The organism is Thermoanaerobacter wiegelii Rt8.B1, assembly GCF_000147695.2.
Classification (GTDB): domain Bacteria; phylum Bacillota; class Thermoanaerobacteria; order Thermoanaerobacterales; family Thermoanaerobacteraceae; genus Thermoanaerobacter; species Thermoanaerobacter ethanolicus.
The window spans coordinates 1609230-1625980 of record NC_015958.1 but is presented as its reverse complement, the minus strand read 5'-3'; the positions used below and the strand labels follow the sequence as shown (position 1 = coordinate 1625980).

General features: G+C 35.0%; 16 protein-coding genes and 1 pseudogene. 16 read left to right on the top strand and 1 reads right to left on the bottom strand.

The annotated features are described in order from the left end of the window. The first annotated feature begins 30 nt into the window (after positions 1 to 30). The 9 genes from THEWI_RS08090 to THEWI_RS08050 all read left to right on the top strand — a co-directional run bounded on the left by THEWI_RS08090 (position 31) and on the right by THEWI_RS08050 (position 8188). Positions 31 to 342, top strand: coding sequence for a ferritin family protein (locus THEWI_RS08090; RefSeq protein ID WP_003870164.1), 312 nt, complete (start codon positions 31 to 33; stop codon positions 340 to 342). Between the two features lie 479 nt (positions 343 to 821). Next, complete coding sequence (locus THEWI_RS08085; protein WP_014063063.1) at positions 822 to 1532, top strand: hypothetical protein; 711 nt, start codon at positions 822 to 824, stop codon at positions 1530 to 1532. A 448-nt stretch (positions 1533 to 1980) separates the two neighbouring features. After that, the gene (gene ltrA, locus THEWI_RS08080; RefSeq protein WP_014063062.1) at positions 1981 to 3387 is read left to right on the top strand and encodes a group II intron reverse transcriptase/maturase; all 1407 of its coding nucleotides are present in this window, start codon (positions 1981 to 1983) and stop codon (positions 3385 to 3387) included. 162 nt (positions 3388 to 3549) lie between these two features. Next, positions 3550 to 3816, top strand: a complete 267-nt coding sequence (locus THEWI_RS08075; RefSeq protein WP_003870161.1) for a metal-sensitive transcriptional regulator — start codon at positions 3550 to 3552, stop codon at positions 3814 to 3816. Positions 3817 to 3834: 18 nt separating this feature from the next. After that, complete coding sequence (locus THEWI_RS08070; protein ID WP_014063061.1) at positions 3835 to 4986, top strand: cysteine desulfurase family protein; 1152 nt, start codon at positions 3835 to 3837, stop codon at positions 4984 to 4986. A gap of 3 nt (positions 4987 to 4989) precedes the next feature. Further along, positions 4990 to 6132, top strand: coding sequence for a tRNA uracil 4-sulfurtransferase ThiI (thiI, locus tag THEWI_RS08065; protein WP_014063060.1), 1143 nt, complete (start codon positions 4990 to 4992; stop codon positions 6130 to 6132). Between the two features lie 177 nt (positions 6133 to 6309). Further along, the gene (locus THEWI_RS08060) at positions 6310 to 6669 is read left to right on the top strand and encodes a DUF2089 domain-containing protein (protein WP_003870158.1); all 360 of its coding nucleotides are present in this window, start codon (positions 6310 to 6312) and stop codon (positions 6667 to 6669) included. A 22-nt stretch (positions 6670 to 6691) separates the two neighbouring features. Then, positions 6692 to 7792, top strand: coding sequence for a DUF4097 family beta strand repeat-containing protein (locus THEWI_RS08055; protein WP_014063059.1), 1101 nt, complete (start codon positions 6692 to 6694; stop codon positions 7790 to 7792). Positions 7793 to 7804: 12 nt separating this feature from the next. Then, entirely contained in the window at positions 7805 to 8188 is a 384-nt protein-coding gene (locus tag THEWI_RS08050; protein WP_003870156.1) for an SHOCT-like domain-containing protein, read from the top strand. A gap of 29 nt (positions 8189 to 8217) precedes the next feature. Here the strand turns inward: THEWI_RS08050 and ychF are convergent. Then, positions 8218 to 9308: pseudogene (ychF, locus tag THEWI_RS08045) on the bottom strand (redox-regulated ATPase YchF). 142 nt (positions 9309 to 9450) lie between these two features. On the opposite strand from ychF, the gene THEWI_RS08040 reads away from it, so the two are divergent. The 7 genes from THEWI_RS08040 to THEWI_RS08010 all read left to right on the top strand — a co-directional run bounded on the left by THEWI_RS08040 (position 9451) and on the right by THEWI_RS08010 (position 16716). Continuing rightward, positions 9451 to 10002, top strand: a complete 552-nt coding sequence (locus tag THEWI_RS08040; protein ID WP_004402400.1) for a YhcN/YlaJ family sporulation lipoprotein — start codon at positions 9451 to 9453, stop codon at positions 10000 to 10002. A 101-nt stretch (positions 10003 to 10103) separates the two neighbouring features. Continuing rightward, positions 10104 to 11369 (top strand): EF-P 5-aminopentanol modification-associated protein YfmF, encoded by a 1266-nt coding sequence (gene yfmF, locus THEWI_RS08035; RefSeq protein ID WP_014063057.1) that lies wholly within the window; start codon positions 10104 to 10106, stop codon positions 11367 to 11369. A gap of 2 nt (positions 11370 to 11371) precedes the next feature. Beyond that, complete coding sequence (gene yfmH / locus THEWI_RS08030; protein ID WP_014063056.1) at positions 11372 to 12649, top strand: EF-P 5-aminopentanol modification-associated protein YfmH; 1278 nt, start codon at positions 11372 to 11374, stop codon at positions 12647 to 12649. A 136-nt stretch (positions 12650 to 12785) separates the two neighbouring features. Continuing rightward, on the top strand, positions 12786 to 13217 hold the full coding sequence (mraZ, locus tag THEWI_RS08025) for a division/cell wall cluster transcriptional repressor MraZ (protein WP_019907797.1): 432 nt from the start codon (positions 12786 to 12788) through the stop codon (positions 13215 to 13217). Between the two features lie 12 nt (positions 13218 to 13229). Further along, complete coding sequence (rsmH, locus tag THEWI_RS08020; RefSeq protein WP_014063055.1) at positions 13230 to 14156, top strand: 16S rRNA (cytosine(1402)-N(4))-methyltransferase RsmH; 927 nt, start codon at positions 13230 to 13232, stop codon at positions 14154 to 14156. Between the two features lie 28 nt (positions 14157 to 14184). Then, positions 14185 to 14628, top strand: a complete 444-nt coding sequence (gene ftsL, locus THEWI_RS08015; RefSeq protein ID WP_014063054.1) for a cell division protein FtsL — start codon at positions 14185 to 14187, stop codon at positions 14626 to 14628. Between the two features lie 12 nt (positions 14629 to 14640). Continuing rightward, positions 14641 to 16716 carry a stage V sporulation protein D gene (locus tag THEWI_RS08010; RefSeq protein WP_014063053.1) on the top strand — a complete coding sequence of 692 codons (2076 nt, stop codon included), beginning with the start codon at positions 14641 to 14643 and terminating at the stop codon, positions 16714 to 16716. Positions 16717 to 16751: the final 35 nt, after the last annotated feature.

Sequence of the window (16751 nt, the reverse complement as noted above, 5' to 3'; positions counted from 1 at the left end):
TATAATAAAATCAATACATAAGGAGAGGGGATGTTAGTTATGCCTGAGTTTGGAACTCCTTTTTCTGGACTCACTGAAAAAAGGAAGGTCACCCATGAAGAGTTGGTACGGGCTATACGCTTTATGGTGGCGGCAGAGTATGAGGCAATTCAACTTTATACTCAGTTGGCAGAAGCTACTGATAATGAATTAGCAAAAGCAGTTTTAATGGACATAGCAGATGAGGAAAAAGTGCATGCGGGAGAGTTTTTGAGGCTTTTGAAAGAACTAGCTCCTGATGAGGAAAAATTTTACGAAGAAGGGGCAAAAGAAGTAGAAGAAATGATTGAAAAGATTAAATAAAAGAAGGAGTTTGCGTTTATAGATGATTGAAAAATCAGGAACAATTTATGTGGCAAGCTAAAATAAGTACCTCAATCGAGGTACTTACAGACTGTAGACAAACTTTCGTAAAGGAGATATTTTGCATAAGGAGCGACTTGTTACAAAGCGGTAACAAAACTTAGCAAGACCGAGGGTGGAGGCAGGGCCGAAGCCATGGATGGCGAAGGCGGGCACCTGAGGCAAGGAGGCCGATTGTGCCCGGTACCCTGCCGGAGCCCGAAGGTCGAGCTTTAGTTTTGTCGCTTTGGAACATCGGAGCGACGATGCAAAATATCTCCTTTGAATATTTTTTAACTTTGTCAACAAACTGTAAGTACCTCAATCGAGGTACTTATTTTTTTGATTTTTTGTAACAGTCTAATACATTAAAACGTATATTGTAGATAGATAAGATAATTTAAGTTAATAAAAGCTGTAACTGTAAAGGGGGAAATAATATGGCTTTTTCTAAAAAAATGGTGGGGCAGCAAGAGATAGTGCCAGGCCCTGTACAGCCAGGGCAACTTCCTGAACCTACAGAAATAGCTTGCATTGAAGTGACTAAGATATATGATGCTTGTTCTCAGAGAATATGTTTAGATAAAATACCACCCATTACTTTTCATCCTTCTAACCCACAATTAACTCCTACTTTTGGCGAAATAACAAATATTACTGTATCACTTATTACACCTCCTGGCTTTGTTATAACTCCAATTGCAGATAGGCCAGGATTTGCAAGAGTAGAAGCAACTTTTCAAGTGACTTTTGACATTGTGATTAACTATCCGGATGGAACCACACAAACATTGCCAGGTAAAACTACTACTTTCAACAAAGATATTGTACTTTACGTGCCAGACCCAAATGTAGCAATAATGAAATACGAAGCGTTGGCAGAAGGGTTATATGGAAAGGTTACTACAGGAAAAAAGGAAAGTTCAGAGGGGGAAAGTTCAGAGGGGATTCCTAAAGCTACCGTAGAGGTAATAATAGGGGTATGGATTGTGATAAAATCCGCAGTAGATGTGCAATTATTAGTTCCTTCTTACGGTTTTTGCCCTACTCCAGCAGCTTGTGAAGAATTTGCAGCAGATGTGTGTGAAATTTTCAATCAAAAGCCTTTCCCATCTTTTGATCCGCCTCAAATGCAACAAAATCCTTATTAAAAGCCAGCTACTTAGCTGGCTTTTTTACGTGCGCCCGGCATGGGCGATAACTAGGCGGTGAAAGTCCGCTGTGGGCTTGGTAGTGGGAACCACTAGCCAGAAGCAAGGGTGTCCATCGTGAGGTGGAATCTGAAGGAAGCTTAAGGCAAAATCTCGGTCTGATGAACAAGAACCAGATAAGAGGCTGAATTGGGATGGACGAGTTTGCGTAACAAAACGAAGTCCAACACTACCCGAATCCCATCCAGTATATCTGGCAGATATGTGAGATGAAAGTTATCGTTTTTACCCGGGGAGGTCTCAAGGATAAGTCATGGGAGTGAACTCTGAAATGACAACCCATGCAGTGATGTATGGCTGGACCTTGAGAAGTCAGCAGAGGTCATAGTACTTATCTAGTCATGAATAGATAAGGAAGGACCGAACGTTAGGAGGTTTTGGAAATCTTATGAACTCGAGAGATATGCGAAGACTGCAGACAACTCAACAAAGAGGCTATCCGTTGGAGGGAGAAATGGAATTTCAAAAGACAACGGAAGTGCATAGTATATCACCGGCGTCAGAAGATAGAAGAAACGATGTACAAAGATATACCAGCAATATGATTGAGATGATAGTAGAACGAGAGAACATGAGATTAGCATACAAGCGAGTCGTTGCAAATAAAGGGAGCCATGGAGTCGATGGGATGGAAGTAGATGAACTTCTACCGTATCTCAAAGAGAAATGGCCAACCATAAAGCAACAATTGCTGGAAGGGAAGTATAAACCACAGCCAGTGCGAAGAGTAGAAATTCCCAAACCAGATGGAGGAGTAAGACTACTAGGAATACCTACAGCACTAGATAGGCTAATACAACAAGCATTAGCCCAAATACTAAATAGAGTCTACAACCATACATTTTCCGATAGCAGTTATGGATTCAGACCAGGACGCAGTGCAAAAGACGCAATAAAAGCCGCAGAAGCATATATAAATGAAGGATACGCATGGGTTGTAGATATGGACTTAGAAAAGTTCTTTGACAGAGTAAACCACGACATAATAATGTCCAAACTAGAAAAGCGGATAGGAGACAAAAGAGTACTAAAGTTAATACGAAGATACTTAGAATCAGGAGTAATGATAAACGGAATCAAAGTATCAACAGAAGAAGGAACGCTGCAAGGAGGGCCACTAAGTCCGTTATTAGCAAATATCATGTTGGACGAATTAGACAAAGAACTTGAAAAACGTGGGCATAAATTTTGTCGATATGCAGACGACTGCAACATATATGTAAGAAGCAGGTCTGCAGGAAACAGAGTAATGAAGAGCATAAAGAAATTCATAGAAAGCAAATTAAAACTAAAAGTCAACGAAGCAAAAAGTGCTGTAGATAGACCCTGGAGAAGAAAATTTCTTGGATTTTCATTCTATACAAAAGAAAATGAAGTGAGGATAAGAATCCATGAAAAATCCATCAAAAGGTTTAAGGAAAAAGTAAGAGAAATAACCAATCGGAACAAGGGAATAAGCATGGAAAACAGAATAAATAGACTAAATCAAATAACAACAGGATGGGTCAACTATTTTGGATTAGCAGACGCAAAAAGCATAATGAAAACCCTTGACGAATGGATAAGGCGAAGACTAAGGGCATGTATATGGAAACAATGGAAGAAGATAAAAACGAAGCATGATAACTTAGTAAAACTAGGAGTAGAAGATCAAAAAGCCTGGGAATACGCCAATACAAGGAAAGGCTATTGGAGAATTTCCAACAGCCCAATCCTGAACGCAACTCTTACAAACAAATACTTTGAAAGCATTGGATACAAGAGTTTAACAAAAAGATATCTAACTGTGCATTAGTTCCTAATGAACTGCCGTATACCGAACGGTACGTACGGTGGTGTGAGAGGACGCTGAATAAAATAATTATTCAGCTCCTACTCGATATAGGAATTGACTCTTTGCAAATTTTGTGGCAAAGTTAATATATAAGGAATTAAATTAGTAAAGGGTGTGTTGTAAATGGGCGATAATTTGAGAAATGATATTTTGATGAGATTAAAGACGATAAAAGGGCATATAGCAGGGATAGAAAAAATGGTAGAAGAGTCAAAAAGTTGTGAGGAAATTTTATTGCAGATAGCAGCTGTAAAAGCTTCTTTAGAAAAAGTGGGCATGTCTATAATACAAGAGCATGCTAAGGAGTGTATATTAGCAAGTGAAGATGGAAAGGCTACCTATGAAGAAGTACAGCGAACTATTAATTTGTTAATCAAGTTTGCAAAATAGATAAAAGGGATGATGTCTATGGAAGTATACCTTGACAACAGTGCTACTACACGAGTTAGGAAAGAAGTTATAGAGAAAATGGTAGAGGTTTTAGAAAATGAATATGGCAATCCTTCTTCGTTACATTTGAAAGGGTATCAGGCTGAAAAATTGATGAAGGAAGCAAGAGAAAATGTTGCTAAACTAATTAACGGAGATATTGAGGGGATTGTTTTTACTTCTGGTGGTACAGAATCAAACAATCTTGCTTTAATTGGAGTAGCGGAGAGTTTGAGAAAAAAGGGTAATCATATAATTTCTTCCGCTATTGAACATCCCTCTGTACTTAATGTGCTAAAATATTTAGAGGAAAATGGCTTTGAAGTAACCTATTTAACTGTGGATAAAACAGGAAAAGTAGATGTAAAAGACTTAAAAAGAGCTATAACTGACAAAACGATTCTCATTTCAATTATGGCTGTTAACAATGAAATAGGTACGATTGAGCCAATAGAGGAAATAGGGGAAATAGCAAAGGAAAGAGGTATAATTTTTCATGTTGATGCTACACAGGCAGTGGGAAAAATAAATATAGATGTAAAAAAGCAAAATTTAGATATGATTTCTTTAAGCAGTCATAAAATACACGGCCCTAAAGGTGTAGGAGCCTTATATATTGATAAATCAGTAAAGATTAGGCCAATAATTTTTGGAGGAGGACAAGAAAAAAATTTAAGGTCTGGGACAGAAAATATGCCAGGAATTGTGGGATTTGGTGTGGCTAGCAAATTAGCCAAAGAAAATTTCCACGGTAATGTAAGCAAATTAATGACCTTAAAGAAGCGACTTTATCAAGGCATAGTTTCTGAAATAAAAGATGTTCATTTAAACGGGCCAAATGTTGAAGAGGGAGCGCCACATATACTCAATATTTCTTTTGCCGGTGTGAGGGGAGAGGTGCTTTTACACGCTCTTGAAGAAAAGGGCATATATGTTTCTACGGGATCGGCTTGTTCTTCCAAAAAGAAAGGACAAAGTCATGTTTTAAAAGCGATAGGTCTTAAAGAGGACCTCATTGAAAGCGCTATAAGATTTTCCATTGGAATTTTTAATACAGAAGAAGAAATTGACTATACTATATCAGTGTTAGAAGAAAAAGTGAATTTTTTAAGAAAGTATAAACGGAGGTAAAATATGCAAGACATATTATTGATTAAATATGGAGAATTAGCTTTAAAAGGAGATAATAGGTCTTTTTTTGAAAATAAATTGATAAAAAATATAAAACATGCTCTTTCTGATTTTAAGGAAGTTAAAGCTGAAAAAACTCATGGCAGAATTTATGTAGAATGTGATGGAGATATTGAAGAGGTAATAGAAAGATTAAAAAAAGTCTTTGGTATTGTAGGAATAACAAAAGCTAAAAAAACCGATTTAAACTTGGATGAAATATTTAAAGCTGCAGTAGAACTTATGAAAGGACACGAAGGAAAGACTTTTAAAGTAGAGACTAAGAGGCCAAATAAGTCTTTTCCTTATAACAGCATGGAGGTTAGCCGCAGAGTAGGAGCAGCAGTATTGAAAAATATCAAAAACTTAAAAGTAGATGTCCATAATCCTGATGTGCTTTTAAATGTAGAGATAAGAGAAATGGCTTTTGTATACGCGGGAGTGATTGAGGGAATAGGAGGCCTTCCTCTTGGGACAAACGGTAAAGCGACTGTACTTTTGTCAGGAGGCATTGACAGCCCTGTAGCTGCTTGGATGATGATGAAAAGAGGCGTAGAAGTAGAAGCGGTTTATTTTCACAGTCCTCCTTATACCTCTGAAAGAGCTAAAGACAAGGTTGTAGATTTGTGCGAAGTCCTTTCTCAGTATGGCCAAAAGATAAAATTACATGTAGTGCATTTTACTGATTTGCAATTGGAAATTTATGAAAAGTGTCCACCAAGATTTACTACTATAATCATGAGAAGGATGATGATGAAGATAGCAGAAAAAATTGCTCAAAAGAATGGTTCTATGGCTCTAATCACTGGGGAAAGTTTAGGACAAGTTGCAAGTCAAACGATTGAAAGTTTATATGTAACCAATGCTTCTGTGTCTATGCCAATATTTAGGCCTCTCATTGGAATGGATAAGACAGAGATTATAGATTTAGCTCAAAAGATTGGTACTTTTGAGATCTCTATAAGACCGTATGAAGACTGCTGCACTATTTTTGTGCCAAAACATCCTGCTACAAAGCCTAAGTTAGACAAAGTAATAGAAGCAGAACAAAAAATGGAGTATCAAAAATATATTGATGATTTTGAAGAAGAGGTTATAGAAGTTTAAGCCAAGCAGCTTTGCTTGGTTTATTTTTATCCTTTAAAAAATTAATTTTTTTAAACTAAAACTTAAAATAATTTAAAATTTTTATTGACATTTTTAAAATAAGTGTTATAATAAAAACAAGATGACGAATGTGAGCAGGCTTTTTATAATAAACTTGCCTTTTAAGAGGTGATATTAATGAATGAAGTAATAGGTAGATGTCCAGTTTGCAGTGAAAAAATGGTGGTAACAAGGCTGGAATGTCCTCAATGTGGAACAGCAATTGAAGGTAAATTTGAACTTTGTAAATTTTGCTATTTGTCAAAAGAGCAAAGAGATTTTTTGGAACTTTTCATACGGACGAGGGGAAATATAAGGGAAATGGAAAAAGAATTAGGCTTATCTTATCCTACAATTAGAAACAAATTGGACAATTTGATTGCTGCTTTGGGATATGAAGTTGAAAGAAGGCCTACAGTAGACAAAAAAGAAGTCCTGAAGAAGTTAGAAAGTGGTGAAATAACTGTTCAAGAAGCTTTGAAACTTTTAAAAGAATAGTAAGGATTAGGGGGCAAGCTCTATGAATGAAGAAAAAGAATTGATTTTAAAAATGCTAGAGGAGGGGAAGATAACAGCAGAGGAAGCGGCTCAATTGCTTGAAGCGATAGAGGGAGAAGAATTTTTTTATGAAGAAGAATTAGAAGAGGTAGAAGAGAAAGAGAAGGCAAATAAAAAAGAGGAAAGTTTTTCAAAGCTAGAAGAAATTCCTTTTAAAATAGAAGAGAAAATTGATAAGGCAATCTCTACAGTAAGAGAGAAAGAAAGAGAAATTTCTACTTTTGAGAGGACAGTTGACCGGCTGCTGGATACTTTTTTAGGAATATCTTTAGGAAAGACAATTGAAAAAGAATTTCGATGCGATAGTGTAGCGGAAAATACTAATATAAGAATAGAAGGGAGAAATGGAGAAATTTATATTGAAACGTGGGAAGAAGAGTATGCTTCTATTACCACAAGATATGTAGTTCCCAGAAATGGAGAAGAAGAAATTATATACAATTGCCAAAATGGAATATTAGAAGTAAAGAAGACTCCAAAGATAAAGGCTTTGAGTGTTAAAATGTATCTTCCTAAGGTTAAATATAAAAATATAACACTTTCCACTACAAATGGCAGAATTTCCATAGAAGGTATTGAAGGAGAAAGCCTGCAGGCTTACACTACCAATGGAAGCATTTACTTAGAAGAGATAAAGTCTTATCAAATAGAGAACCACACTACAAATGCGAAGATAGAGGTGGATGATGCTACTTGTGAAAGGGTTGTTTGTCGCACTTCTAATGGCAGTATAGCTGTAGAGGACAGTACTTTCAACGATGCAGATTTAAACACAATAAATGGTAAAATTATTGTAGAGGATTTTAAAGTCAATTCAAGCAATTCTTCCCTAAAGGCAAGTACTACTAATGGCAGTATCGAAATGAAGATTGCTGATGAAAAGGTTGGCGTTTCTTTTGATTTGAGCACAGTAAATGGCAAGTGTCAAGTGAAATTGCCAAGTATGTTTTATGAGGTAAGAGGAGCTACTCATCTTAAAGGGAAAACTCAAGACTATGAAAGGGCTTATAATAAAATAAATATAGTAGCTCGTACTGTCAATGGGAATGTTCATTTAGAGTGAGGGGGTATTTTTATGGAAGAAGAAAAAATGAGAATTTTAAAGATGTTAGAAGAGGGCAAAATAACAGCTGAAGAAGCGGCTGAGCTATTGAAAGCTATCGATGATAATGGGGGAGAAGAAATAAGTTCCAAAACAAGTCAAAAAAATAAATTCAAATGGATGAAGATAAAGGTTTATGACATAGTTAACAATAGATTAAAGGTGAATCTTGCAATACCATATAGTCTTGTCAACTTGGGAATGAAAATAGGAGGAAAATTTATTCCTTCTGAAGTTACAAATGCAGGTATAAATTTAGAAGAAATTCTTGAGGCGCTAGAAAAAGGAGAAACAGGGAAAATAATAGATGTATATGATGAAGAAGATGGGGAACATGTAGAAATAAGTCTGGAGTAACGTATAAAAATCGCCTTTTATGGCGATTTTTATACGTTAAATCTGAAGACTACTATATCCCCATCCTGCATCACATAATCTTTTCCTTCCAGTCTCATAAGTCCCATTTCTCTTGCTGCTGCCTGTGAACCAGCTTTTACTAAATCTTCATACGAGATCACTTCTGCCCTTATAAATCCTTTTTCAAAATCTGAATGAATTTTTCCTGCTGCTTGAGGTGCTTTTGTGCCTTTTTTTATTGTCCAAGCGTGGACTTCTTTTGGTCCAGCGGTGAAAAAGGTTATAAGTCCAAGGAGAGAGTAACCATGCCTTATTATGTTGTTAAGGCCAGGTTCGGCAAGGCCGTATTCTCTCAAAAGTTCATTTCTTTCATCATCACTTAAAGAGGCTAATTCTTCTTCAATTTTTGCACTTATAACCAAAACTTGGGAATTCTCTTTTTCAGCATATTCTTTTAGTTGCTTTACATATTGGTTTTCTTCTCCTGAAATTAAATCTTCTTCTGATATATTTGCTACATACATAACAGGTTTATAGGTAAGCAACATAAGTTGACTTACAAAACTTTTTTCTTCTTCAGTAAATTGAAGTGTTCTTACAGGCTTCCCTTCATCTAATCCTTTTTTATTTTTTCAAGTACTTCCACTTCAAAGGCTGCTTTTTTGTCATTTCGTGCAAGTTTTGATGTTTTTTGAAGCCTTCTTTCCACTACTTCCATATCAGCAAGTATAAGCTCTAAAGTTATTATTTCAACATCTCTTATAGGATCAATACTTCCCTCTACATGGACAATATTGCTATCTTCAAAACATCTTACTACGTTTAAAATAGCGTCAACTTCCCTAATATGAGAAAGAAATTTATTTCCTAAACCCTCACCTTTACTGGCGCCTTTTACTAAACCTGCTATGTCAACAAATTTTATAGTTGCAGGTATGACTTTTTGCGGATTTTCAATTTTTGCCAAAAAGTCCAGTCTTTCATCTGGTACGGCCACAATTCCAACATTTGGTTCAATGGTACAAAAAGGGTAGTTTGCACATTCTGCACCTGCTTTTGTAATTGCGTTAAACAAAGTGCTTTTACCGACGTTAGGTAGTCCAACAATTCCTATTTCCATTTCATCTTCCCTCCAATAGTTTTACATATGCATTATATATTACTCACAAAATTTTTTCAAATGTTTTTCGTAAAAATTCCATAATTTAGCATAATACTTTTTAATAAAAGTGCAAAAATATATTTTGAGGAGGTGCATAGCTTTGAAAAAAATAAAAAGTATAATTACAATAATGCTTATTGGGATAATGATAATGGTTTCAATGGCAGGATGCAAAACTGCGACTAAAAAGCCTACTCCTGCACGTTATACACCAGCCCCTACAAGGACTACTCCTGCGCCTTCTAAGACAGCCCCAGGATATACTACACCTGCACCGACAACACCTACACCTGCTCCAACTGCTGTAAGAAAACCGACACCTGAGAGTGTAAGGGCTTCTAAGATAGCTTCAAATGTTGCCAAAATACCAGAAGTAAACAAGGCTACAGTGGTAATTTCAGGGACAAATGCTATTGTAGGTGTGGATATGAAGGCAAGGGTACAAGGCGCTCATGAAACTGATGTGAAAAAGAAAATAGAAAAAACAGTAAAAGACACAGATAAGTCTATAAAAAGAGTTTATATAACTGCTGACCCAGATTTGTACAAGAGAATAGATAATATTGCTAAGGGTATTTCAGAGGGAAGACCAGTTTCTGAATTTGCAAAACAGATATCAGAAATTATTAAGCGCATAACGCCTGGCATGTAAAAAACCTGGGGTTTTTCCCCGGGTTTATGTATTATTGACTTTGTGATACAATTATCATATAATCAAAAAATAATTGGATTATTTTAGAAGGAGTTGATTCCATGGAATTAATTGAGAAACAATTAAACAACGGAATAAATTTGTACATAGATACTACAGACAAATTTAAAACAGTGACAATTAATCTTTATATCCACAATCAATTAGGAGAAGAGGCTACAAAATATGCTTTGCTGCCTGCTGTTTTAAAAAGGGGTACTTCTAGTATTAAAACCTATAAAGAAATGGTGAAGTTTTTAGAAAACTTATACGGCACTACTATGGCTGTTTCTGTGTATAAAAAAGGAGAAAGGCACCTTCAACAATATAGATTGGAATTACCTCAAGAGGAGTACATAAAAGAGAATATTTTAGAAGAGGGAGTAAAATTTTTAAAAGAGTTAGTTTTCAACCCTCTTACAGAAGGAAATGCTTTTAATAAAGATTATGTACTTCAAGAAAAAGAGATTCACAAAAATTTAATAGATTCAAGAATAAATGACAAAACCAAATATGCGGTAGACCGTTGTTATGAAGAGATGTGTAAAGGGGAGCCTTTTGCTATATTCGAATTAGGCAAGAGTGAGGACTTAGAGGTTATTGATGAAAAAAATCTTTACCACTATTATCAAAATTGTATTAATACTTTGCCGATGGATATATATGTAGTGGGAAACGTAGACCCTAAATATGTAGAAGAGGTTTTTAGAAAATATTTTGCTTTTCAAAGAGGACAAATATTAAATATTCCTTCCCCAAATATATATAAAGAAGTAAAGGAAGTAAAATATGTGACAGAAAATTTAGAAGTAACCCAGGGAAAGCTTACTCTTGGCTTTAGAACGAATGTGCCGGCTAACAGTGAGGAATATTATCCGCTTTTGGTATACAGTGGCGTGCTAGGAGGAGGACCTTTTTCTAAACTTTTTATGAATGTGAGAGAAAAGGCAAGTCTTGCTTATTATGCTTATTCAAGGCTTGAGAGATTTAAAGGTTTAATGGTGGTAAGTTGCGGCATAGAGATAGAAAATTACAACAAAGCTCTTGATATAATACTTAAACAGTTAAAAGAAATTGAAGAAGGTAATATCTCAGATTATGAATTAGATTCCACAATAAAAGCCTTAAAGACCTCTTTGAATGCAATGAAAGACAATGCTACTTCTAAATCTGACTACTATTTGTCACAAAAAATTGCAGGAGCAGATTTAAATATAGAAGAATTTATTAAAAAAGTAGAAAAGGTGACAAAAGAGGACGTAGTGGAAGTTGCTAAAAAGGTTAAATTAGATACGGTGTATTTTATGACCGGCAAAAAGGAGGAATAATTATGCAGCAGTTGTACAATGAGAGAATAGACGAAAAAATACTTTTACAAGAATTGGATAATGGCCTGAAAGTGTATATAATGCCGAAAAGAGGTTATACAAAGCAGTTTGCAATATTTGCTACCCATTTTGGTTCTAATGACAGTAAGTTTATCGCTCCAGGGGATACTGATGTAACAGAAGTACCTGATGGGGTTGCGCATTTTTTGGAGCACAAAATGTTCGAGGAGGAAGAAGGTAGTATTTTTGAGCAGTTTTCAAAATTAGGGGCTTCAGCTAACGCTTATACAAATTTTACTACAACTGCTTATTTATTTGCGAGTACTGAAGACTTCTATGAAAATCTAAAACTTTTAGTGAAGTTTGTACAAAATCCTTATTTTACAGATGAAAATGTGGAAAAAGAAAAGGGAATAATAGCTCAAGAAATAAGGATGTATCAAGATGACCCCAATTGGAGAGTTTATTTTAACGCATTAGAGGCTCTTTATCATGTACATCCAGTTAGAAAAGACATAGCTGGTACGATTGAATCAATTTCGCAAATAAATAAAGAAATCTTGTATAAATGTTATTACACATTTTATCATCCTGAAAATATGGTATTGTTTGCTGTAGGAGATATTGATATAGATAAAACTCTTGACGTTATAAAAGAAAATGTGAGACAGGATAAAAAACAGGGAGAAATAGAAAGGATATATCCTAAAGAGCCTTCAAGCGTTTATAAAAAAGAAGTTGTACAAGATATGCAAGTATCCATTCCTCTTTTTAATCTAGGTTTTAAAGATACAGATGTAGGTTTTGGGGGAAAGAAATTATTAAAGAAAAATTTAGAGATACAAATAGGTTTGGAAATGGCATTAGGCAGAAGTTCTGACTTGTATGAGAGGCTTTACAATGAAGGGCTTATTGACAGCACTTTTAGCTTTGATTACGGTGGAGAGATAGATTACGGTTATTCTATAATAGGAGGTCAATCTAAAGATCCTTTTAAAGTGAGAGATATCATTTTAAATGCAATAAATAATCTACAATTTTTAAAGGAAGAAGATTTTGAGAGAATAAAGAAAAAATACATAGGAAAATTTTTAAGAACATTTAATTCGGTCGATAGTATAGCTTACAGTTTTATAAACTTTTATATGAAGGAAATAAATTTACTGGATTATTTAGATCTGCTTTATAGTATAAGCTTTGAAGATGTTAGAGAAAGATTTCAAAATCATCTGAGAGAAGAGAATAGTGTGCTTTCCGTTGTGAATCCTATTAAAAAATAAAAATCAGGCGCAAAGCCTGTTTTTTTATTTTTTATAAAAATTTAGCAGGATTTTTTAAATTTATATAGAATAACATATTAAGTGGTGCAATGTGGTGGTAAGTGGGAGAATGTGAAGGGAAAGTTTGGTGTTTTGTATGTTGATGGGTCAATACGAACACACAATTGATGCAAAAGGAAGAGTCATAATCCCCGCTAAATTCAGAGAAGAGCTGGGGGATAGGTTTGTATTGACTAAAGGATTGGACAATTGCTTATTCGTATATTCACTGGATGAGTGGAAAAATATTGAGGCCAAACTTAAAACTTTGCCACTTACCAAAAAAGACGCAAGAGCATTTACGAGATTTTTCTTAGCTGGAGCTGTGGAATGTGAAATTGATAAACAGGGAAGAATACTTATACCTGCTAATTTAAGAGAGCATGCCAAAATAGAAAAAGATGTTATATTTATTGGAGTTTCTACAAGGGTTGAGATTTGGAGTAAAGAGGTTTGGGAAGAGTATTCTAATAATACAGATGTTTCTTTTGAAGAGATTGCTGAGCATCTTGACGACTTAAATATATAGGTGTGATAAAGAATGGAATACAGCCATAAAAGTGTTTTGCTTAAGGAGACAATTGAATATTTAAATATAAAACCAGAGGGAATATATGTAGATGGTACTTTAGGTGGTGGAGGTCATTCTGAAGAAATATTAAAAAGGCTTCCCACCGGAAAGTTAATTGCGATAGATAGAGATTTGGATGCGATAAAAGCTAGCAAAGAAAGGCTTAAAAATTACAAAAATGTAGAGTACATAAATGATAATTTTAAAAATATAAAAGAGATACTTAAAAGTTTGGATATTGACAAGGTTGATGGCATCCTTTTGGATTTGGGGGTATCTTCTTATCAATTAGAAGAAGTTGAACGCGGTTTTTCTTATATGAAAGATGCTCCGCTGGATATGAGAATGGACAAAAATTCACCTTTTTCTGCCTATGATGTGGTGAACAAGTATTCACAGCAAGAATTAGAAAGAGTGATAAGAGAATATGGAGAAGAGAAATGGGCATCGCGTATTGCTAAATTTATTGCAAAAGAAAGAGAAAAAGGAGAAATAAAAACTACTTTCCAATTAGTAGAGATTATAAAAAATGCTGTTCCTGCCTCTGCCAGGAGAGAAGGACCACATCCAGCAAAAAGAACATTTCAAGCCATACGAATAGAAGTCAATGAAGAACTTAAAGGTTTAGATAAGGCGATTGAGGATATGGTAGAGGTATTACGGGGGAAAGGGCGCATTGCGATAATCACATTTCACTCTTTGGAAGATAGAATTGTGAAGAATACTTTTAAAAAATTAGAAAATCCCTGCACTTGTCCACATAATATGCCTTGTACTTGTGGCAAAGAACCTTTGATAAAAATCATCACAAAAAAACCGGTACTACCTTCCAAAGAGGAAATAGAGACAAATTCAAGGTCTCGCAGTGCAAAACTTAGAGTTGCAGAAAAACTGTAAGTTCTAAAAGAAATGGAGGTAGAATAAATTGATAGTAGCACAAAGAGAATATAATTACGAGTATCCCCCATATACCTCAGAAAAGAAAGAGCAAGTAAGAAAAACTAAAAAAAACAGGAAATTAAAGAATTTACTTTTGGTAGTTTTTGTAAGTTCTCTAAGCATTTTGATACTTTACAGGTATACTGTAATTTATCAAAGGTCAATTGCATTAGATAAAATGGAAAAACAAGTACAATATACAGAAAATTTAAATCAACAATTAAAAGCCCAAATTGCTTCTTTAAGCAATCCTGCTCGAATTGAAGAGATTGCAAAAGAAAAATTAGGAATGCAATTGCCAGAAGAAAATCAGATAGTCTATATAAATGTGGGAGAAAAGCCTAAAGTAGCTGAAGAGAAAAAAGGTGAAGAGAAATCACAAGATAGAAGTAACTTTTTTATGAGGATATTGGGGGTGTTGAATAGATAGGGGGGATAATAAATATATCCAACCATATCTGTAAAGAGAAGAATTCTTTTTTTACTTTTTTTATCTTCTATAGTAGTTTTTGGGCTTATACTTAGACTTTTTTGGATACAGGTTGTAAAAAGTGAAGAATATCAAAAGATGGCACTTCCTCAATGGACTTTAGACGTATCTGTTAGCGACAAAAGGGGAAATATATTTGATAGAAATGGCAAAGTATTAGCAGAAAATATAAGTGTTAATAAAATAAGTGTTATCCCCAAAGAAATACCTGATTCTCAAAGAGAAGCAGTAGCTGAAGCTTTAGCCCAAATATTAAATTTAGATAAAGGAAAAGTTCTTCAAAAGATTTCTAATAAAAACTTACAAGAAGTGTTAATTGCTAAACAAGTTGATGACGAAAAGGCAGCAGAGATAAGAAAGCTTAATATAGATGGAATAATAATTTCTGAGGACATGAAAAGATTTTATCCAAATAATACTCTTGCATCTCATGTCTTGGGCTTTACTGGAATTGACAACCAAGGTTTAGATGGCATTGAATTAGCATTTGACAACTTTTTAAGAGGTATTCCGGGAAGAATTTCTACTCCAATGGATGCTATAGGTAGAAAGATGGATGTGGGAGAGGATGAGTATTTTGAACCTCTTCCAGGTTATAACGTAGTGCTTACAATAGATGAAACTATTCAGCATTTTGCAGAAAAGGCTCTTAACCAAGCGATGGTTCATTCTAAGCCTTCAAAAGGAGCAGTAGCCATTGTTATGGACCCCAAAACAGGGGAAATATTGGCTTTGGCTAATAGACCAAATTTTAATCCTAATAATCCTTTTGAAGGACCGCAGGAGGAATGGTATAAAGCTTGGCGAAATAAAGCTATTTCTGATTCTTATGAACCTGGTTCTGTTTTTAAGACAATTACTGCTTCTGCAGCTTTAGAAGAAAAACTTGTAGGTCTTAATGAACAGTTTTATTGTCCGGGCTATATTACAGTTGCGGGGCATAGAATAAATTGCTGGGCTACTCATGGCAGTGAAAATTTTGTTAAAGGCGTTCAAAATTCCTGCAACGTAGTTTTTGTGACGTTAGGACAAAGATTAGGAGTTGAAACATTTTATAAATACATCCATGAATTTGGATTTGGACAAATGACTGGAATACTTCTTCCTGGTGAAGCTTCAGGTCTTGTATTGGCAGAAAGTAGTATTGGACCTGTTGAGTTAGCCACTAATTCTTTTGGGCAAGGTATTGCTGTGACGCCTCTTCAGATGATTACTGCTGTCTCCGCAATAGCCAATGGAGGAAAATTGATGCAACCTCTAATTGTGAAATCAATTGTAGATTCAAATGGAAAAGTAGTGAAGGAATTTAAACCAAAAGTAGTGAGGCAAGTCATTTCTGAACAGACCTCTTCTACAATGAGAGAAATACTAAAAAGTGTAGTGTCAGAGGGAACAGGCAAAGCAGGATATATTGAAGGATTTGATGTAGCTGGAAAGACTGGTACTACAGAAAAATATATGCCAGGCAAATATGTGGCATCTTTTATAGGTTTTGCACCAGCGGAGGATCCAAAAGTTATTGTGTTGGTGGTAATAGATGAGCCTAATAATCCTGAAACCCATTTTGGAAGCCAATTGGCTGCACCTGTAGTAAAGAGCATTTTAGAAGATACCTTAAGATATTTGGAAGTACAGCCAAGAGGAATAGAAAAACCTGCGTCGGTTGTGGTACCGGATGTGAGGAATATGAAACTTTATGAAGCAGAAAACATTATTTTGTCGAATAGGCTTAATTTTATAATAGAAGGAAATGGAGATACTGTTTTTGACCAAATGCCTAAACCAGGAGCAATTGTAGAAGAAAACACACAAGTTATTTTGTACTTAAATGCTGAAAAAATACAAGAAGTAGTAGTTCCTGATTTAACTGGTAAGAGTGTAAAAGAAGCCACAGAAATTCTAAATTCTTTAGGGCTTAAAATAAAAATAAAAGGCAGTGGTTTTGCTGTGAATCAAAGTCCGAAAGAAGGCACGATTTTGAAAAAAGGTGAAACTGTAGAAGTGGAGTTTAGGCCTAAGGAAAGTTAAACTTCCTCTATGCAAAATCTATAATTGTGCTATAC